Annotated in this window: 20 protein-coding genes; 8 read left to right on the forward strand and 12 right to left on the reverse strand. The window is 67.8% G+C overall.

The window, feature by feature from the left end:
• Positions 1 to 9: 9 nt before the first annotated feature.
• Complete coding sequence (aceB, locus tag ACJ4V0_RS01085) at positions 10 to 1,596, reverse strand: malate synthase A (RefSeq protein ID WP_448297694.1); 1,587 nt, start codon at positions 1,594 to 1,596, stop codon at positions 10 to 12.
• Positions 1,597 to 1,796: 200 nt separating this feature from the next.
• Here aceB and ACJ4V0_RS01090 point away from each other — a divergent pair, with 200 nt between their 5' ends.
• Both ACJ4V0_RS01090 and ACJ4V0_RS01095 read left to right on the forward strand, forming a co-directional pair.
• Positions 1,797 to 2,774 (forward strand): glycosyltransferase family 2 protein, encoded by a 978-nt coding sequence (locus ACJ4V0_RS01090; RefSeq protein ID WP_448297695.1) that lies wholly within the window; start codon positions 1,797 to 1,799, stop codon positions 2,772 to 2,774.
• A 98-nt stretch (positions 2,775 to 2,872) separates the two neighbouring features.
• Complete coding sequence (locus tag ACJ4V0_RS01095; RefSeq protein WP_448297696.1) at positions 2,873 to 3,253, forward strand: MAPEG family protein; 381 nt, start codon at positions 2,873 to 2,875, stop codon at positions 3,251 to 3,253.
• Here ACJ4V0_RS01095 and ACJ4V0_RS01100 read toward each other — a convergent pair.
• Genes ACJ4V0_RS01100 through ACJ4V0_RS01115 form a run of 4 tightly spaced genes read right to left on the reverse strand, consistent with a single transcriptional unit; the run spans position 3,238 to position 7,980 of the window.
• Entirely contained in the window at positions 3,238 to 4,668 is a 1,431-nt protein-coding gene (locus ACJ4V0_RS01100; protein WP_448297697.1) for a heterodisulfide reductase-related iron-sulfur binding cluster, read from the reverse strand. The genes ACJ4V0_RS01095 and ACJ4V0_RS01100 overlap by 16 nt on opposite strands.
• Positions 4,669 to 4,671: 3 nt before the next feature.
• Positions 4,672 to 5,334, reverse strand: coding sequence for a response regulator (locus ACJ4V0_RS01105; protein ID WP_448297698.1), 663 nt, complete (start codon positions 5,332 to 5,334; stop codon positions 4,672 to 4,674).
• Between the two features lie 22 nt (positions 5,335 to 5,356).
• Complete coding sequence (locus tag ACJ4V0_RS01110) at positions 5,357 to 6,535, reverse strand: FAD-binding protein (protein ID WP_448297699.1); 1,179 nt, start codon at positions 6,533 to 6,535, stop codon at positions 5,357 to 5,359.
• Positions 6,532 to 7,980 (reverse strand): FAD-linked oxidase C-terminal domain-containing protein, encoded by a 1,449-nt coding sequence (locus tag ACJ4V0_RS01115; RefSeq protein ID WP_448297700.1) that lies wholly within the window; start codon positions 7,978 to 7,980, stop codon positions 6,532 to 6,534. The genes ACJ4V0_RS01110 and ACJ4V0_RS01115 overlap by 4 nt, the downstream gene beginning before the upstream one ends.
• A 333-nt stretch (positions 7,981 to 8,313) precedes the next feature.
• Between ACJ4V0_RS01115 and ACJ4V0_RS01120 the strand changes: the two genes are divergently transcribed.
• From ACJ4V0_RS01120 to hisG, 3 genes are all read left to right on the forward strand, one after another.
• Complete coding sequence (locus tag ACJ4V0_RS01120) at positions 8,314 to 9,234, forward strand: LysR family transcriptional regulator (RefSeq protein WP_448297701.1); 921 nt, start codon at positions 8,314 to 8,316, stop codon at positions 9,232 to 9,234.
• 291 nt (positions 9,235 to 9,525) lie between these two features.
• Positions 9,526 to 10,662 carry an ATP phosphoribosyltransferase regulatory subunit gene (locus ACJ4V0_RS01125; RefSeq protein ID WP_448297702.1) on the forward strand — a complete coding sequence of 379 codons (1,137 nt, stop codon included), beginning with the start codon at positions 9,526 to 9,528 and terminating at the stop codon, positions 10,660 to 10,662.
• Positions 10,659 to 11,636: an ATP phosphoribosyltransferase gene (gene hisG, locus ACJ4V0_RS01130; protein WP_448297703.1), complete on the forward strand. Its 978-nt coding sequence runs from the start codon at positions 10,659 to 10,661 to the stop codon at positions 11,634 to 11,636. Before ACJ4V0_RS01125 ends, hisG begins: the two co-directional genes overlap by 4 nt.
• A 3-nt stretch (positions 11,637 to 11,639) precedes the next feature.
• Here hisG and ACJ4V0_RS01135 read toward each other — a convergent pair whose 3' ends face one another.
• The 7 genes from ACJ4V0_RS01135 to ACJ4V0_RS01165 form a co-directional block, all read right to left on the reverse strand.
• A complete protein-coding gene (locus ACJ4V0_RS01135) occupies positions 11,640 to 12,035 on the reverse strand; it encodes a hypothetical protein (protein ID WP_448297704.1) in 396 nt (131 codons plus the stop codon).
• Positions 12,036 to 12,118: 83 nt separating this feature from the next.
• Positions 12,119 to 12,433 (reverse strand): branched-chain amino acid transport AzlD family protein, encoded by a 315-nt coding sequence (locus ACJ4V0_RS01140; RefSeq protein WP_448297705.1) that lies wholly within the window; start codon positions 12,431 to 12,433, stop codon positions 12,119 to 12,121.
• Positions 12,420 to 13,148 (reverse strand): AzlC family ABC transporter permease, encoded by a 729-nt coding sequence (locus ACJ4V0_RS01145; RefSeq protein ID WP_448297706.1) that lies wholly within the window; start codon positions 13,146 to 13,148, stop codon positions 12,420 to 12,422. The genes ACJ4V0_RS01140 and ACJ4V0_RS01145 overlap by 14 nt, the downstream gene beginning before the upstream one ends.
• Positions 13,149 to 13,251: 103 nt before the next feature.
• The gene (locus ACJ4V0_RS01150) at positions 13,252 to 13,725 is read right to left on the reverse strand and encodes a GNAT family N-acetyltransferase (protein ID WP_448297707.1); all 474 of its coding nucleotides are present in this window, start codon (positions 13,723 to 13,725) and stop codon (positions 13,252 to 13,254) included.
• Positions 13,722 to 14,393 carry a leucyl/phenylalanyl-tRNA--protein transferase gene (gene aat / locus ACJ4V0_RS01155; protein ID WP_448297708.1) on the reverse strand — a complete coding sequence of 224 codons (672 nt, stop codon included), beginning with the start codon at positions 14,391 to 14,393 and terminating at the stop codon, positions 13,722 to 13,724. Before aat ends, ACJ4V0_RS01150 begins: the two co-directional genes overlap by 4 nt.
• A gap of 82 nt (positions 14,394 to 14,475) precedes the next feature.
• Positions 14,476 to 14,889 (reverse strand): GNAT family N-acetyltransferase, encoded by a 414-nt coding sequence (locus ACJ4V0_RS01160; protein ID WP_448297709.1) that lies wholly within the window; start codon positions 14,887 to 14,889, stop codon positions 14,476 to 14,478.
• Complete coding sequence (locus ACJ4V0_RS01165) at positions 14,886 to 15,878, reverse strand: Bug family tripartite tricarboxylate transporter substrate binding protein (RefSeq protein WP_448297710.1); 993 nt, start codon at positions 15,876 to 15,878, stop codon at positions 14,886 to 14,888. The genes ACJ4V0_RS01160 and ACJ4V0_RS01165 overlap by 4 nt, the downstream gene beginning before the upstream one ends.
• A 144-nt stretch (positions 15,879 to 16,022) precedes the next feature.
• Here ACJ4V0_RS01165 and ACJ4V0_RS01170 point away from each other — a divergent pair, with 144 nt between their 5' ends.
• From ACJ4V0_RS01170 to ACJ4V0_RS01180, 3 genes are all read left to right on the forward strand, one after another.
• Entirely contained in the window at positions 16,023 to 16,718 is a 696-nt protein-coding gene (locus ACJ4V0_RS01170; RefSeq protein WP_448297711.1) for a histidine phosphatase family protein, read from the forward strand.
• Between the two features lie 71 nt (positions 16,719 to 16,789).
• Complete coding sequence (locus tag ACJ4V0_RS01175; RefSeq protein WP_448297712.1) at positions 16,790 to 17,110, forward strand: ArsR/SmtB family transcription factor; 321 nt, start codon at positions 16,790 to 16,792, stop codon at positions 17,108 to 17,110.
• A 68-nt stretch (positions 17,111 to 17,178) separates the two neighbouring features.
• Entirely contained in the window at positions 17,179 to 18,507 is a 1,329-nt protein-coding gene (locus ACJ4V0_RS01180; RefSeq protein WP_448297713.1) for an FAD-dependent oxidoreductase, read from the forward strand.
• The last annotated feature ends 51 nt before the right edge of the window (positions 18,508 to 18,558 follow it).

Consider the following 18,558-nt stretch of genomic DNA (forward strand, 5'->3'; position numbering starts at 1 on the left):
TCCGGATGGTCAGGTCAACATGCGATAGGCCGGCAGGGTCAGGAATTCCTCGAAGTCCGGCGCCAGCGAGAGCGTCGCGAAGAGGGAGATGGCCTCGGCGAATCGCCCCTTCTCGAAGGCCTCCGTGCCGACTTCGCCTTTCACCACGTCCATCTCTTCCTTCAGCGCCCTGTCGAAGAAGGCGGGCGTGCAGGTGATGCCGCCCTCGAGCGCGACGCCATAGGTCGTCCACTGCCAGATCTGGGCGCGGGAGATCTCGGCGGTCGCCGCATCCTCCATCAGGTTGTAGATCGGTACGGCGCCGCGGCCGCGCAGCCAGGCCTCGATGTACTGGACGCCGACGCGGATGTTCTCGCGATAGCCGGCCTCGGTCTTCGTGCCGTCGTGAACCTCCAGCAGGTCCTTCTGGCCGACCGTCACGTCGTCGCGCTGGCGCGCCACCTGGTTCGGCGTCGGCATCAGCCGGTCGAAGGCCTCCATCGCCACCGCCACGAGGTCGGGATGGGCGACCCAGGTCCCGTCATGGCCGATGGTGGCCTCGCGCTCCTTGTCGGCCTTCACCTTGGCGAATGCGGCGGCATTGGCCTCCGGGTTGTTCTTGATCGGAATCTGCGCCGCCATGCCGCCCATCGCGAAGGCGCCGCGCTTGTGGCAGGTCTTTACCAGAAGCTCGGCATAGGCCTTCAGGAAGGCCTTGCTCATCACCACCTGGCCGCGGTCCGGCAGGACATAGGCCTGATTGCGGGCGAGCTTCTTGATGAAGGAGAAGATGTAGTCCCATCGGCCGGCATTGAGGCCCGCCATGTGGTCCTTCAGTTCGAACAGGATCTCGTCCATCTCGAAGGCCGCGGGCAGCGTCTCGATCAGCACGGTCGCCTTGATCGTGCCCTTCGGGATGCCCAGCCGATCCTGCGCATGAACAAAGACGTCGTTCCACAGCCTCGCCTCCAGATGGCTCTCCATCTTCGGCAGGTAAAAATAGGGGCCCGAACCCTTGGCGAGCGCCGCCTTCGCATTGTGGAAGACGTAGAGGCCGAAGTCGAACAACGAGCCGGACATGTCTTCGCCGTCGACCTGAACGTGGACCTCGGGCAGGTGCCAGCCGCGCGGACGCGGGATGATCACCGCGACCTTGTCCTTCATCGCATAGGACTTGCCGGAGGTCGGATCGGTGAAGGCCAGCGTGCCGGCCCATCGATCCTTGAGGTTGATCTGGCCCTCGATCTGGTTGGCCCAGGTCGGCGAGTTGGCATCCTCGAAATCGGCCATGAAGCACTTGGCGCCACAGTTCAGCGCATTGATGACCATCTTGCGGTCGACCGGTCCGGTGATCTCGACGCGGCGGTCCTGAAGGTCGGCCGGGATCGGCGCCACCGTCCAGGCGCCGTCGCGGATGTGCTTCGTCTCGGGCAGGAAGTCCGGCAGCACGCCGGCGTCGAACTGCTTCTGCCGCTCGGTGCGGACCTTCAGCAGGCGCTTGCGCGTCTCGTTGAACGTGCGCTGCAACTCCACGACGAAGGCGATGGCCTCCGGCGTCAGGATTTCATCATAGCGCGGGCCCATGGGTCCCTTGATCTCGACACCTGGCATGGTCATGGGCGGTCTCCTCGCTGAAGGCGCTTCTCTTGATGGAGCAATCGTAGCGGAGTTCGGCCTTTGACAGAATGGACGAAGATGATGAGGACTTATTCCAATTGAACACATAATAGCGGGAGGCTTGCGGGCTGAGCGGCGCGCGGCTGGATTTAACGCGTGCAGCCGTCTATGGGCTGTCCGCCCGCCCTCACGACCGAACCATGGCCCATATCAGCGCGATCGACACCTATTGCTTTACGCCCGACGACCTGCGCGTGGCGGACCGCCGTCCCGGTATCTCCGCCTTCGTCCGCACGAAGAATGGGGCGGATTTCCTCGCGCCGACCATTCGCAGCCACGCGCCCTATGTCGATGAGATCGTCGCTGTCTACAACCAGTGCACCGACGGCACCGAGGCGGTGCTGGCGGCGCTTCAGGACGAACTCGGCCCCGACAAGCTCAAGCTCTTCCACTATCTGCCGCGCGTGCATCCGCCGGGCTCCAGGGAGCACGCCGTGGAGCCGGGCCATTCGCCGCACAGCGTGGTGAACTACTCGAACTTCGCCCTGTCGCGCACCACACGCAGCATCGTGGTGAAGCTCGACGACGATCACATCGCCTTCGAGCGGGGGCTCGCGCCGATGGTGGAGGCGCTGCGGCGCGACGGTCTCGCGCCGGGCCGGATGAACTGCTTCTCCGGCCTCAATCTGGTGCGCGACGAGGACGGTGCCGTCGGCATCCACGCCGGCACGCCCTTCTCCGGCAATGGCGACATCGGCTTCTTCGCCATGACGCCCGACGCCTATTTCGTCCACGACCGGCGGTTCGAGGATTTCCGCAAGTATCACTTCCGCCGCGTCTTCGCCGGCTTCGCCTACTGGCACATGAAATATCTGAAGACCGGCCTCGGCTTCGCCAACTACGAGATCGAGAGCGGTCGCAACCGGCGCTTCGAGAAGAAGGAACGCGCCTTTCACCGCAGTCGCGAGGTCGTCACCGTCGCCGAACTGCGGGCCTCCATGCCGCGCCTCTGGGCGAGCGTCATGCGCCACATTCCCTTCGACAAATGGGCCCTGATCGGCAACCGCGCGCTGGCCATGGCGGCCGGCGCAGTGACCGAGGACGATCTCGCTGCCTTCCTCGGCCGCTACGGTCTTGGCGAGATGGTCGAGGCGGTGGCCGGGGCCTCCGCCGCCTGAGGAACTGACTCCGGCCCGGTGGAGGGAGCGGAGGGCGCGCAACGGTGATCCAGCCTGCGACGCAGCCGTAAACGCTGCAGCAACTGCCGGAGGCGCCCATGCCGATCACCGCCCTCTATGCATCTCTGCTCGCCCTGGTGTTCATGGTCCTCTCGGTTCGCGTCATCGGTCTCAGGCGCGTCGTCCGCATCGGCCTCGGCGATGGCGGGAACACCGCCTTGCTGCGCCGCGTGCGTGTCCACGCGAACTTTGCCGAATACGTGCCGCTTTGCCTCATCCTCATTGGACTGGCCGAGAGCCTGCGCGCGCCGCCCATCCTCCTACACGGGCTCGGAGGCCTTCTCCTCGCGGCGCGCCTTAGTCACGCCTATGGCGTGTCCCGGCAGCCGGAAACCTTCGCCTGGCGCGTTGCCGGCCTCGCAGGCACGTTGACCGTTCTCGGTCTGGCCGCAGGCATCTGCCTCTATTCCGCGGCCTGAAGAGGGATCGCAACCGCTTCGAGGGCAAGACCGCGACCTGACAGCGCCTCCGGCACCGGCCCGCCGGTCGCCCAGTCCAGAAGCTCGACCGTGTGGACGATGGGCACCGGACGCTCGCGCACCTCATAGCCCTTGGCGATCTGGGTGATGCAGCCGATGTTGCCGGCGGCGATGATGTCGGGCCGGGTCTTGTCGAGATTGCCGATCTTGCGGTCGCGCAAGGCTTCGGCGATCTCCGGCTGCATGATGTTGTAGACACCCGCCGAGCCGCAGCACAGGTGCCCCTCTGGCGGCTCCTTCACGGTGAAGCCGGCAGCTTTCAGCAGCAGTTTCGGCTCGTCCTTGATCCCTTGCCCATGCTGCATCGAGCAGGCGGAGTGGTAGGTAACGACGATGCCGTTCGGCGCCGCCTCCGGCGGGCCGAGCGTCGTCAGATATTCGGTCACGTCCTTCGCGATCGCCGACACCCGCGCCGCCTTCTCCGCATAGGCGGGGTCGTCGCGGAACATGAAGCCGTAGTCCTTGATCGTCGTGCCGCAGCCGGACGCCGTGATGACGATGGCGTCGAGGCCAGGACCGTCCATCTCGGCGATCCACGCGTCGATGGTGCGCTTCGCCTGGGCGTGGCTCTGGCCCTCGCGTCCCATGTGATGGACGAGCGCGCCGCAGCAGCCCTCTCCCTTGGCGAAGGCGACCTCGACACCGAGGCGGGCGAGAAGGCGCACCGTCGCCTCGTTGATCGAGGGCTGCAGCACCGGCTGGGCGCAGCCCTGCAAGAGCACCACGCGGCCGCGCCGTGTCCCTTCCGCGGCATGCACGCCGCCACGGTCGAGATGCGAGCGGCCCGGCAGCCGGTCGGGCGACAGGCCGATCATCGCCCGCGTGCGCCGGAGAATGCCGATCCTCCCGGCCATCGGCCCCGCCGCCTTGCGCGACACGGCGACCGCCGCCCGTCCCTTCCAGCGCAGCACCGAGACGACCGAGAGCGCCTTCTTGGCGAGGAAGCCTCCGGCCAGCGCCAGCCGGAACCGGTTCGGATAGGGCAGGATGTTGGCAAGCACCGCCCGCATCAGCCTGTCCTGCCACGGCCGCTTGTAGGTCGCCTCGATATGGGCGCGGGCATGGTCGACAAGGTGCATGTAATGCACACCCGACGGGCATGTGGTCATGCAGGAGAGACAGGAGAGGCAGCGGTCGACATGCTTCACCACCTCGGGCGTCGCCGGCTGCCCCGTCTCGAACATCTCCTTCATCAGGTAGATGCGGCCGCGCGGCGAATCGAGCTCGTCGCCGAGCAGCTGGTAGGTCGGGCAGGTCGCTGTGCAGAAGCCGCAATGCACGCAGGTCCGCAGGATCTTCTCCGAGGCCGCCATGGCCGGATCGGCAAGCTGCGCGAGGCTGAAGTTTGTCTGCATCGCTCAGCTAGCTCGCCCAGTCTTTTCTGTTACGAATTTTATCACGTCTACGCCCGAGTCGAACACGCCATCTGCGCCTGCATCCATAAGCATTCTGCGGTGCTCGATGCCTCGGTGTCCAGAAAATATCGCTATTGGGCAGTCTATATCATTTTCCCTTATGCTTTTTATCAAATCTAACCCTGCAAATGGGTTTTCGTTTCCGTTTTCTATTCGACCTAAGTCTGATATTACTAGGGAGAAATCCTCAGATAAGATTAATTTCATTGCGTGTTCAGTTGATATAGCAATTACAGTTTCTATGTCTTGAGATCGAAATCTGTCAATAAGAAATGCATTGTTCGACGGGAAATCATCCACCCACAGTATTTTCCTCGCATTTCCATGCGTCGGGTTGGTCGGCAATTCGAGAAAGTTATTTTCAAATCTCGACTCAATTGATGCGATTCGTGATTGAATTTCCGTAACCTGCTTTCCGATATCGACTGTAACTTTAGATGTTTTCATCTTGAAGCCCGAAAACTCAATATCCACGTCCTCACGCTTGAGGATGGCATCGACAACAGACTTTATGTATTCGCCGATCTTGGGCCAGCTCTCCCGAAAATGGTAAAAAGTGCCGACGATCAATGCGGGCCAAACAAGCGTTGCAAGAAAATCCCACATCCTATCCCCCTCTATTCAGGCCTCAGACCCCCGGATACATGCGGCCGGGATTGAGCACACCCGCCGGATCGAAGCTCGATTTCAACTTGCGCTGGATCGCCATGAGCGGTCCGGCAGGCGGTGAAAAGACGTCGACCGCGCCGCGCACGGCCTCGGGTGCCCGCACCAGCGTCGCATGGCCGCCCGCCGCCTCCGCTGCCGCATGGACCTTTGCCGCGGCCGCATCACCCGCGGCAGAGACACCCGCCCACACGAGGCCGCCACCCCAGTCGAGCAGCAGGCGCGGGGCGAGAGCCGACAGCGCTGCGACAAGGGCAGGCGCGCCGCTCGGCGGCACCGAGATGCGCCACACTGCCTCGTCCGTCCCGTCGAACAGAGCGGCGTCGCGGATGTCGGCCCACTGGCTTTCCGAGCCGCCGGCCTCCATCACCTCGACCGCGCCGAACGGCGCGAGAAGGCGCGACAGCGCGTCTGTGCGATAGGCGAGCGATGCGGCAAAGCCCTCGATGCGGATCAGCGTGCGGGCCGCGTCAGTCCCCGCAGCAGGCACATGCGCCGCGCCGGTTGGCTCGAAGGGTGAGCCGAGGGCCGCCGACAGCGCCTCCACGGCGCGCGGAATGGACAGGCCGGACAGCACCAGCGTGCGCTCGCCCTCCGCCTTCGGCAGCACCTTGAAGCAGACCTCGTGGAACACGGCGAGGGTGCCGAAGGAGCCGGCCAGCGCCTTCACGAGGTCGAGGCCGGTGACGTTTTTCATCACGCGGCCGCCGGACTTCACGTCCTCAGCCAGACCGTTGACGAATTTCAGCCCGATCATCGAGTCGCGGGCAGCGCCGAGATTGATCCGCGCCGGTCCCGAGACGTTAGCGGCCGCGACGCCGCCGATGGTCGGCTCGCCGGTTGTCCCGTAGAGCCGGCGATGGTCCATCGGCTCGAAGGGCAGGCGCTGACCCCTGGCTGCGAGCGTCTCCGTCACCTCCCGCAGCGGTGTCCCCGCCATCGCGGCGACGACGAGTTCCGCCGGCTCGTAGAGCGTGATGCCGGAGAGTTTCGCCGTCGAGACGGTCGCCGCGGCCTGCACCGGCCGGCCGAGCCCCGAACGCGTCCCGCCGCCGGTGACGGCGAGCGGCGTGCCGGCGCGCCGCGCCTCGGCAACGACCTCGGCGAGTTCGGCGGGGGAAGAGGGAGCGTGGAGGGTCATGCGGCCTCGCGCTTCTCGTCGCGCGGCGCGTCCAGTGGGAACACCTTGGCCGGGTTGAGAATCCATTTCGGGTCGAGCGCGGTCTTGATGCGGGTCTGCTGCAGCAGGTCCACCTCGGTGAACTGTTCGCGCATCAGGTCGCGCTTCTCGATGCCGACGCCGTGCTCGCCGGTCAGGCAGCCGCCGAGCTGGACGCACAGTCTCAGGATGTCCTCGCCGGCATGCTCCGCCTTCACCTGCTCGGCGGGGTCGTTGACGTTGAACATCACGAGCGGGTGCAGGTTGCCGTCGCCGGCGTGGAAGACATTCGCGACGCGCAGGCCGTATCCCTTCACGATGCGGTCGATGCCCTCCAGCACGTCCGGTAGGCGGCCCGTCGGAATGGTGCCGTCCATGCAGATATAGTCGGCGACGCGGCCGGTGGCTCCGAAGGCCGACTTGCGTCCTTTCCAGATGGCGGCCGTCTCCATGGCGGATTTCGATTCCTTCACCACCGCCACGTCGTGTCGCCGCGCGATCTCGACGATGCGCGCCAGCATGGCCTCCATCTCGGCCTCCGATCCCTCGACCTCGATGATCAGCATCGCCTCGACGTCGAGCGGATAGCCCGCCTTGGCGAAGGCCTCGCAGATGTGGATCGCCTCGCGGTCCATGTACTCGATGGCGACCGGGATGATGCCGGCGCCGATGATGTCGGAGACGGTCTGGCCGGCCTGGGAAATCTGGTGGAAGCCGAACAGCACGGGCCGCGCGCCCTCCGCCTGCCGAAGGATGCGGACGGTCACCTCGGTGACGACGCCGAGCTGGCCTTCCGAGCCGACGAGCAGGCCGATCAGATCGTAGCCGGGCGAGTCGAGAGCACCGCCGCCGATCTCGACGATCTCGCCCTCCACTGTCACCAGCTTCAGGCCGAGGATGTTGTTGGCGGTGACGCCATATTTCAGGCAGTGGGCGCCGCCCGAGTTCATCGCGACATTGCCGGCGATGGTGCAGGCAAGCTGGCTCGACGGGTCGGGCGCGTAGAAGAAGCCGGCATGGGCGACCTCGCCGGAGATGGCGAGGTTGGTGATGCCGGCCTGGACCCGCATGGTGCGGTCGGCGAAGTTCGTCTCGATCACCCGGTTCATCTTGGCGACTCCGAGCACCACGGCGTCCTCCTGCGGGATGGAGCCGCCGCAGAGCGAGGTTCCGGCGCCGCGCGCCACCACCGGCACGCCCTCGGCGTGGCAGAAGGCCATGATCGCCGCGACCTGCTCGGTCGTCTCCGGCAGCACGACCACCATGGGAAGTCGCCGGTAGGAGGTCAGCGCGTCGGTCTCGAAGGCGCGCCGCTCGTTCTCCTCGGTGATCACTCCTTCGCCGGGAACGATCGCCTGCAGCGCGGCGATGACGCGGCCGCGCTTCGCCAGCACGTCTGGCCGCGGCGCGGGAAAGGCTATGGCCATGACGTCCTCCTTATGGTGGGGTCGGCCCTGCATCGGGCAAGTGCGTCCTTCGAGGCTCGCTGCCGCTCGCACCTCAGGATGAGGAGGTCGAAGATCGGCATCAGCGCTGGATGAGGCTGGACTGGCGCGGGCCCCCCGGCCCGGATGCCGAAATCAACCCTCCTCATCCTGAGGTGCGAGGGCCAGGCCCGAGCCTCGAAGGACGCAATTCCCGGATGAAGAGCCCCTCCCGGCTGGAATGATTTCAAACGACTATACGCCGGTTCCCCACTGGCGGAATGGTGCGCTTGCGGTCAAGATTGTTTCCCGTCTGGAAAGAATGGGGATGAGTTTTTGACGCCGCTCGCCGATCTTGAGGTCTTCGCCCGCGTCGTCACCGCAGGCGGCATGTCAGCGGCAGGCCGCGAGATGGGCCTGTCGCCTGCCGTCATCTCCAAGCGTATCAAGCGGCTGGAGGAGCGGCTCGGCACCCGTCTGCTCCAGCGCACGACGCGGCAACTGTCCCTCACCGAAGCCGGACAGGGCTACTACGAGCGCGTCGTCGCCATCCTCGCCTCCATCGACGAGGCGGAGACCTTCGTCACCCGCCGTTCGAACCTCGCCCGCGGCACGCTGCGTGTCTCGGCGCCCACCTCCTTCGGCCGGCTGCACATTGCCCCGCACCTGCGCCCCTTCCTCGCCGCCAATCCCGACCTCGTCGTCCATCTCGAACTGTCCGACAGCTTCGTCGACATCGTCGCCGAGGGCTATGACGTCGCGATCCGCATCGGCGAACTCGACGATTCCTCCTTCGTCGCCCGCCGCCTCGCTCCCAATCATCGGCTTCTTGTCGCAACGCCCGGCTATCTCGCGGCCCATGGCCGGCCTGCGACCCTCGGCGATCTCGCCGGGCACGCGCTGCTCTCCCACAACGCCGACATCTGGCGGCTCGAGGGGCCGGACGGCCTGCAGGTCGTGCGTCTGCACGGACCCCTGCGCACCAACTCCTCCGAGGTCATCCGCGAGGCGGTGCTGGCCGGCATCGGCATCGCGCTGCGCTCCACCTGGGACGTTGGACCGGAACTTCAGGACGGCCGGCTCGAGGTGGTGCTGCCGCAATGGCGCGCCTCGCGACGCGTCGCTGTGCATGCCGTCTATCCCACCCGCCGCTTCCTGCCGCAGAAGGTCCGGGTCTTCGTCGACTGGCTCGCCGGCCTCTACGGGCCGGTTCCCTATTGGGACCGGGGGCTCGACCTTGCGCCGCGGGAAGGCTAGAGGCTTGGCAACAAGGGTTCGACGGATGCCCTGCATCTTGGCAGTGCGTCCTTCGAGGCTCGCCATGGCATCAAGCCATGGCTCGCACCTCAGGATGAGGACCGGGGAGGACTGCATTGGTGTGATCGCTGCGACTGTTCGCAGCCTTCCCACATGCCAGTCTCAACCATCCTCATCCTGAGGTGCGAGCCCCCGGCGATGCATCAGCATCGTCCGTAGGCGAGCCTCGAAGGACGCAGTGTCCGGGCTGCAGGACCCAGCCCGATCGATGCCATCCACCCGGAACTCCGCATGACGCGCGCCTCGTCCGATCTCGACCTCCGCCTCGCGGGCCTTTTGGCCGAGGCCGGCTTTGCGCGCTCCGAGCCGTCGCTACTGATCGCCGCCGACCTCGTGCGCGACCTCGTCGGCGAGGCGCTCGCCCGCCGCCTGTTCCTGACCAGTGACGCTGATGGCAACGAACTGTGCCTAAGGCCCGACTATACGATCCCCGTCGTCCAGGCCCATCTGGAAGGCTCGCGGGCCGGCGAGGCCGCCGCCTATTCCTACCTCGGCCCCGTGTTCCGCCATCGCCCCGGAATGGCCGGCGAGTTCAACCAGGCCGGGATCGAACTGCTCGGCCGTACCGATCGCGAGGCGGCCGAGGCCGAGGTCGTGGCGCTCGCCCTCAAGGGAGCCCGGCTCTACACCGATGGGCCGCTCAGCCTCGCCATAGGCGACGTCTCGATCTTCATGGCGCTCGTCGCCGCCCTCGGGCTTCCGCCGGCATGGCGACGCCGCCTCGCCAAGGACTTCCGCCGCTCCGGCATGCTGGAGGGAGACCTGAAGCGCCTGGCCGAGCCGGCCCGCACCGGGCCGACCCATTCCGGTCTCCTCGCCGCACTCGAGGGATCGGACCCGCAGGCGGCGCGCGCCCTCGTCGCCGATCTCCTGTCGATTGCCGGCATCACCACGGTCGGCGGGCGCTCCGCCGCCGATGTCGCCGAGCGCTTCCTGGAGCAGGCGGCTCTCGGCACCGGCGGGCTCAGTCCCGGCAAGGTCGCCGTGGTGGAGCAACTGCTCGCCATCGACACCGACGCCGCTTCCGCCGAGGCGCAGATCAGGGACCTCGCGGCTGGAGCCGGGCTGGACATGGGCGAGGCCATCGATCGCCTGGCGCGGCGCAACCGGCTCCTCGCCAGTGCCGGGATCGATCTTGCCGCCGCGCGGTTCTCCACGCGCTTCGGCCGCGACGTCGACTACTACACGGGCCTTGTCTTCGAGATCCACGACGGCTCGGGGCGCGAGAGCCGGCCGCTGGTCGGCGGCGGGCGCTATGACCGGCTCACCGACATGATGACCGCCAAGCTCGGGCTCGACCTCAAGGTGCCGGCGGTCGGCTGCGCCTTCTGGGTGGAGCGCCTCGCCGTGGCGGGAGGCCGCGCATGACCGACGCCCCGCTCGTCTTCGCCATTCCCTCCAAGGGCCGCATCCTGGAATCGGCGCAAGGGTTCCTCGACCGCGCCGGGCTGAAGCCGGTGCAGGGCCGCGGCGCCCGCGACTATCGCGGCACCATCCCGGGCCTCGACCAGGTCGAGGTCGCCTTCCTTTCGGCCTCCGACATCGCGCGCGAACTGGCGGCCGGCACCGTCCATCTCGGCCTCACCGGGCTCGATCTGATGCACGAGGCGACGCCCGAGCCGGAGGATCGTCTCGTTTCGCTGACGCCGCTCGGCTTCTCGCGCGCCGACGTCGTGGTGGCGGTGCCGCAGGCCTGGATCGACGTGACGACCATGGCGGATCTCGACGACGTGGCGAGCCAGTATCGCGCGCGCCACCGCTCGCGCATGCGCGTCGCCACCAAATACCTGAACCTCACCCGCGCCTTCTTCGACCGCCACGGCATCGCCGACTACCGCATCGTCGAATCCGCCGGCGCCACTGAAGGCGCGCCGGCCGCCGGGGCGGCCGAGCTCATCGTCGACATCACCACCACGGGGGCGACGCTCGCCGCCAATGCGCTAAAGGTGCTGGACGATGGCGTGATCATGAAGTCGGAGGCGCATCTCGTCGCCTCGCGCACGGCCGCTTGGGGCGCGGGTGCGCTGGCCTGCGCCCGCGACATGCTGGACCGCATCGCCTCGCAGGCCCGCGCCCGCAAGGTCAGGGAAGTGCGCACCCGCTTCGCCGCCGCCGATGCGGCGCTGCTGGATGAGGCGCGTGCGCATTTCGGTGTCGAGGCGCCCTTCGGCGGGCCGACCTCGTCGGGCATGCTGACGTTGCACTGCCCGCCGCAATCGCTGTTCGGGCTTGCCCGCTTCCTCAGGGAACGCGGCGCGGATACCGTCTCCGTCACCGAACTCGACTACGTCTTCTCGCGCGACAACCCGCTCTACGAGACGCTGGTCGCCGCGCTGGGGTGAGGCTCAGACCGCATCGGTCGAGGTGACGACGAAGGTCTGCATCTCGCCGTCCTCGTCGCGGATCGAGACATACTCGCCGATCTGGAAGGCGTGATCGCCGAAGCGGAAGCCCGCCTCGTCGTCATCATCCGCCGTCGGGTCATAGTCGAAGGTCCAGGTCGCGCCCTTGGCGCCACCCGGCTTGTGGACGAGCAGGCCGTGCTGGTCGTCCTCGCCCTGCCAGAAGCGCCGCACCTTGCACAGCGCCCGGTGCTCCTTCCAGGCGGAAAGGTCGATGCGCCCGGCCGCGTCGAGTGGCGCGACGAACTCGTAGCCGTGCAGCTTCGACCCCTCCGGATAGCCCGGCGAGCGCGCCATGTTGAGACGGATGCGGTGGAAGCCCCGGGGGAGAGTCGTCATGTCGCGATACCTCTGAATGGAACCGTCTCTTCATGGGGCCGCGACGGTAGCTGCGCCTTGATCGGGGTCAAGTCGGCCACCCGTCACGGAAAGCCGAGCGCCCGCACGGCGATGACTGCGCCCATCCCAGCCGCAAGCGCGGCGATGTCCTTGCGGATGAAGATCATCGCGGCCGCGGCGCTGGCGACCCCGATCCAGGCCGAGAGGCCGCCGCGCACCGCCAGCGGCACGACGGTGGCGATGATGATGGCGCCGGGCAGCGCCTCCAGCGCGGCGCGCAGGAAGGGCGTCAGCGGCACGCGGCTCATGATCCAGTAGCCCGCGAAGCGGACGACATAGGTCGCCGCCGCCATGGCGAGGATGGCCGTGACGGGGCCTGCCCAGTCAGCCGCGGGCACGCAGCATCCCCGCTGTGAGAGACCCGGCAATGGCGCCGGAGATGATGAACCAGTAGCCCGGCACGAACTGGGCGGTGATGACGGCAACGCCGGCCGCCACCGGCCAGGCGAGGCGATCGCGCCGCAGCCTGAACAGCCCGACCGACATGGCCGTGAAGGTCAGCGGCATCACCATGTCGATGGCGAGGCGCTTGGGATCGGTCAGCAGGTGGCCGAGGGCGTGTCCGGGAATGGTCGCGAGCGTCCAGATCACCCACATGAACAGGCCGGCGCCGACGAAGACGCCGGCGTCCTGGCCGCCCTGGCCGTGGTAGCGCGAGCCGATGACGAAATTGGCGTCGGTCAGGGCCGCGAGCCCGAGATGCACAGGGCCCACCGGTCCGCGTGAGAGCCAGGGCTGGAGGGATGCCCCCATCAGGAGGAAGCGCAGGTTCACCGCCATCGTCACCACCACGATGGCAACGATGGAGGACAGCGTGAAGGTCTCCGGCCAGAGCTGCAGGGCGAGAAGCTGCGAGGCTCCCGCATAGACCGAGAAGCTCATCAGCACGGCCTGGCCGAGGGTCAGGCCCTTCTCGGCGGAGGCGGCCCCCACGGCCGCCGCGAAAACCAGTACGGCGGGCAGCATCGGCACGCTTAGCCGCGCCCCCTCGACCATGCCGGCGACGGTGCAGGGAACGGGGCGGGGAGGGGTGGGAGCGGGCGCCTGCATCATGCCTTCGGGTTCTGGGTCCTTTGTCCCGTTCCGCGGCGCGCCGGTCCAGAGCGCCCGGCGCAGGGCGGTCGCGCCCGATGCGCAGAGGTCGCTTCAGGGGAACTCAGCCCAGCCGCTTGCGGAAGTGGAATTCCCAGCTGGCGCTGGCATCGGCAAGATAGCGCTCCACCGGTTCGCGGACGAAGCCGAGCTTCTCGTAGAAGCGATGGCCGCGCTCAAAGCGCGTATCGCTCCACAGGACGATCTCGCGGGCCCCGCCCGACCGCGCCAGCGCCTCGCCTTCGGCATAGAGCCTCTGCGCGAGGCCTGTGCCCCGTGTCTCGGCGGCCGCATAGACCTTGAACAGCTCTGCGGTTCCGGGCACCGGGGTCATCACCGCCGCCAGCGATCCGACAAGGCGCCCGTCGTCCTCGGCGACGAAGAGCCGGCCTCCCACCCGCTCATAGTGGCTGGCGGGAGCCTTCAGTTCGGGGAATTCCGACTCGATGAAGAGGCAGCCGGGATATTCGGCGAAGGTTGTAGCGATCAGCGCGGCGAGCGGGGCGCCGTCGGCATCGGTGGCAGGGCGGATGGTCATGCGGATGCGCTTCTGACGAGGGCGAGGGCGGCGGCGGGTTCGAGAGGCGCCGCGGTCCAGCGGGCTTCCACCGCGAGTGCGGCTTCGACCATGCGCTGGTAGCGCGAACGGGGCACCTCGACGGCACCGAGGGTCGCGAGGTGCGGGGTCACGAACTGGGTGTCGAGCAGGCGGAATCCGTCGGCCTTGAGGCGCGCCACGAGGTGGACGAGCGCCACCTTTGAGGCGTCGGTCTCGCGGTGGAACATGCTCTCGCCGAAGAAGGCGCCGCCGAGACTGACGCCATAGAGCCCGCCGACGAGCCGGCCCTCCCGCCAGGCCTCCACCGTGTGGCAGTGGCCCATGCGGAACAGCGCGCCGTAGAGGGAGCGGATGCGGGCGTTGATCCAGGTACTCTCGCGTCCGTCCGCGGGCGCGGCGCAGGCGTCGATGACGGCGTCGAAATCGCTGTCGATGCGGATCTCGAAGCGGCCGCCCTTCACGGTGCGTGCGAGCCGCGACGACACCATCAGCCCGTCCAGAGGGATGATGCCGCGCCGCTCCGGCTCCACCCAGTAGAGGCCGGGGTCGTCCGCGCTCTCGGCCATCGGGAAAATGCCGCAGGCATAGGCCTTCAGCAGCACCTGCGGGGTGATGGTCTGGTCGATGTCGTCACCGTGACGGGTCATTGCGGCGAGTGTAGCGATGGGCGGGTGGGGAGGCCAGCGTCAGGAGCGGGCTGTGCCCCTCACCCTTCCCCGACGAAGCGGCCTATCCGATCGCCTTCTCGAAGCGGACCTCGCCGTCATCGGTGCGCCCGGTCTGCGACCAGCCCTGAAGACTGTAGAACCGCTCGGCCCGTGTGCCGGGGTCCGTCGAGAGCCATGCCCTGGTATGCCCGGCCGCCACAAGGTGCCGGCAGGCGGCGTCGAGCAGGTGGCGCGCCATACCGCGCCCCTCGCTGGCCGGGTCCATGAACAGCGCGAAGATCGATCCATTGCGCGGATCCGCCGAGGAGAAGCCGTGGATCCCGGCCTCGTCCTCGAAGACCCAGAAGGCGTCGCGGTCGATGAGATAGGCCACCGCTTCGGTGATCTTCTCCGGCCGCGACAAGACGTTCTCACGCACCCCCATGCGGATTTCGGTGATGCGCGGCAGGTCGGCGCGGGTGGCGGTGCGGATCACTGCTTCTCGATCCCGGCGACGCGCGCCGCCTCGGCCCACTTCAGAGCCTCGGCATTGACGCGGGCCGCGAGTTCCTCCGGCGAGGAGGGGGCGATCAGCATGCCGAGACGGTCGGTGAGGGTCGCCTTCACCTCGGCGCTGGCGGCGGCATTGCGCACGGCCTCATTGAGCTTGTCGACGACCTCGTTGGGGACGCCGGCGGGCGTGAACAGGCCGAACCAGGCGATGAGTTCGTAACCCTTCGTGCCGGCGGCCTCGTCCACGGTCGGCAGGTCCGGCATCTGCGGCGTGCGCTGCATCGAGGTGACGGCCAGCGCCCGCACGGTGCCGCCGCGGATCTGCGGCAGCATGACGCCGAGATCGGCGGTGAACAGCGTGACGCGCCCGGCGATCAGGTCCTGCATCGCATTGGGCCCGCTGCGGTAGAAGACATGGGTCATCTTCATGCCGGTCATGGTCAGCAGCATCTCGGTGGAGACGCGCTGCGACGAGGAGGCCGAGGCGAAGGTGAGATCGGTGCGCGATTTGGCGAGGTCGATCAGTTCGCGCAGGGTGCGGGCCGGCACGGAATTCGCGACCGCCACGATGAGCGGCACCGAGCACAGGAAGGACACCGGCTGGAAGTCCTTGTGCATGTCGAAGGGCACGTTGTTGAACAGCGCCGGCGCGGCGGCATTGGTCGAGTTCGTGCCGACGAGGATGGTGTAGCCGTCATTCGCCGCCTTGGCGACGGCGTCGGCGCCGATCAGGCCGTTGGCGCCGGGGCGGTTCTCGATGACGATGCTCTGGCCGAGCGTCTTCGACATCTGGTCGGCGAAGGTACGGGCGACGATGTCGGTGGCGCTGCCGGCGGCGAAGGGCACGATCGCCCGGATGGGGCGGTTCGGATAGGTCTGCGCTTCCGCGGCCTGCGGAACGAGCGCGAGACCGGCTGCGGCGGCAAGGCCGAGGCCGGCAAGGCACAGGGCAAGGGACTTGAGGCGGAACATGGGCGTCTCCCGTCATCGGATATCCGGGCGTCGTTTGCGCCCGTTGGTCGAGGCGATCTGTCTATCGCCTTCGGGAGCGAAGGCAAGCGCCTGTGCGACCCTGCATCGCGTCGCCTGCGTCTGACGGGCGGTCTATGGAAGGTCATGACCTCGCCGGCGCGCGCCCTCGCAAAGTGCTGTTTCGTCCGCCGCCGGTCCAGCCCGGGAGTGGTCGCGGCCCTGCTCGTCCTGCTGTCCGCCGGCATCCCGGCCGGGGCGCAGGAACTGTCGCCGGTCACCGTCGAGGATCCGGATGGACAACGGCTGGTCGAGCGCCTCCGCCGTGGTGGTTTGGTCCTCTTCTTCCGCCATGCCGACACCGCCGGAATGCCCTGCGATGTCTCGTTCCGTCTCGGAGATCGCGCCGGCCAGCGCAACATCTCGGCCCGCGGGCGCGAGCAGTCGCGGCGCATCGGTGAAGCCTTCGTCAGGCTGGCCATTCCTGTCCAGCGGCCCGTCCTCGCCGGCCCTGTCTATCGCGCCCGGGACACGGCCGAGGAGGCCTTCGGTGTGGCGGATGTCGCGGTCGTCGACGGGCTGACGGCGGATGACTTTGCCGGCGCGCGCCTTGCCTGGGTGCTCGATGAACATCGCCGCCTGATGGCGGAGCCGGTGCCCTCGGGGTCCAACCGCATCCTCGTCGGCCACCGCACCCCGGCGATCATGCTGTTCGGCGGGCCGGTCGGGGGCAGGGCCTTTCCGGAGGGCGCCGCCATCGTCATGGAACCGGCGCGCGCGCCCCGCATCCTCGGTATCCTCATGCTGGCGCCGATCCCCGGCGCGGGCTTTCACGGCTGCTGACGGGGGTTATAAGTTCGATAATTCTCGAAATATCGATTGACGGCGATGCGCGCTCCCGGCATCATCGCATCATGGACATCCTGACACAGGCCAGCCGGCTCGAAGCTCTCGGCAACCCGACACGCCTCGCGATCTATCGCGCGCTGGTCCGGGCGGGTCATGCGGGCGCCCCCGTCGGCAAGCTGCAGGAGGCGATCGGCATCCCGGCCTCGACGCTCTCGCACCATCTCGCCAAGCTCTGCGCCTGCGGCCTCGTCGGACAGACGCGCGAGGGGACGGTGCTGCGCTGTCGCGCTCATTTCGACGTCATGGACCAACTCGTCGGTTTTCTCGTCAACGAATGCTGCGCCGACGCCATCGCACCGGCCTGCCGCACGGAGGCCTGTGCGTGAGCCCGCCTCTTCGGTTGGAACGCTTGCCCTATAATTCGAATAAACCAGAAATATCAAAGGAGACTGACATGACCCCGAACCTGCCTGTTGTCGTCCTCGGAGCGGGGCCGGTCGGTCTTGCCGCCGCCGCCGAACTCGCCGAACGCGGCCTGCCGTTCATCGTTCTCGAGAAGGGCCCGTCCGCGGCGAGCGCCATGACCGAGTGGGCGCATGTGCGCCTGTTCTCGCCCTGGTTCTTCAACGTCTCGGCAGCAGCCGAGCGGCTGCTTGCGCCGACCGGATGGCGTCGCCCGCCCGGCAATGGCCATCCGACCGGCGGCGAACTCGTCTCCCGCTACCTCGCGCCGCTGGCGGCGCACTCGGCGATCGCGCCGTCCCTGCGGACCGGAGCCGAGGTGATCGCGGTGGCCCGCGTCGGCACGGACCGGGTGCGTGACGAGGGGAGGCAGGCCCTGCCCTTCGTCGTGCGCTTCCGGGGTGCGACTGGCGAGGACGAGGTTCTGGCGCGCGCGGTCATCGACGCCTCGGGCACCTGGACGAACCCGAACCGGTCGCGGTCCGGCGCGCTCGGCGCGATCGGCGAGACCGTGCCGGCCGTGGCGCGTCATATCTCCTACGCCATGCCCGACGTGCGGGGCAGCGACAGGAGCCGTTTCGCCGGACGGCGCGTCGCCGTGCTCGGCGCCGGGCATTCGGCGATCGGGACGCTCGTCGATCTCGACCGCCTCGCCGCCGAGGTGCCCGGCACCGAGGTCACCTGGCTCCTGCGCTCCGATCATGCCGCAACCGCCTTCCAGGGCGGAGAGAAGGACCAGTTGGCCGCCCGCGGTGCGCTGACGACAGAGGCCGCCGCGCTCGCGGCATCCGGTCGGGTCGACATTCGCACAGGTGTCCGCATCGATCGTCTGCGCGAGGAGGCGGGCTCGCTCGACATCGTTACCGATCGCGGCGAGACCATCCCCGTCGACGAACTGGTGGTCGCCACGGGCTTTCGGCCGGACCACGGCATCGCTTCGGAACTGCGCCTGTCGCTCGATCCGTCGCTGGAATGCCCCGCGGTCCTGGCGCCGCTGATCGATCCGAACCAGCATTCCTGCGGCACGGTGCGGCCGCACGGCCACGCCGTTCTCGCCCATCCGGACGCCGGCTATTTCATCGCCGGCATGAAGAGCTACGGGCGCGCGCCGACCTTCCTGATGGCCACCGGCTACGAGCAGGTGCGCTCCATCGTGGCGCATCTGGCCGGCGACAGGGCGGCGGCGGACGATGTGCGTCTCGTCCTGCCGGAGACCGGCGTCTGCTCGACCGACCGGCGCACCGACGACGGACGGACCGTCGTCGGCGGCTGCTGCGGCAAGGCGCCTCCAGCCGTCCGCGTTGCGGAAATGCAGGACTGAAGCGCGAAGGCCCCGGATTGACCGGGGCCATTTTCCGCGTTCAGCATCCCG

It is taken from the genome of Phreatobacter aquiterrae (genome assembly GCF_053471285.1).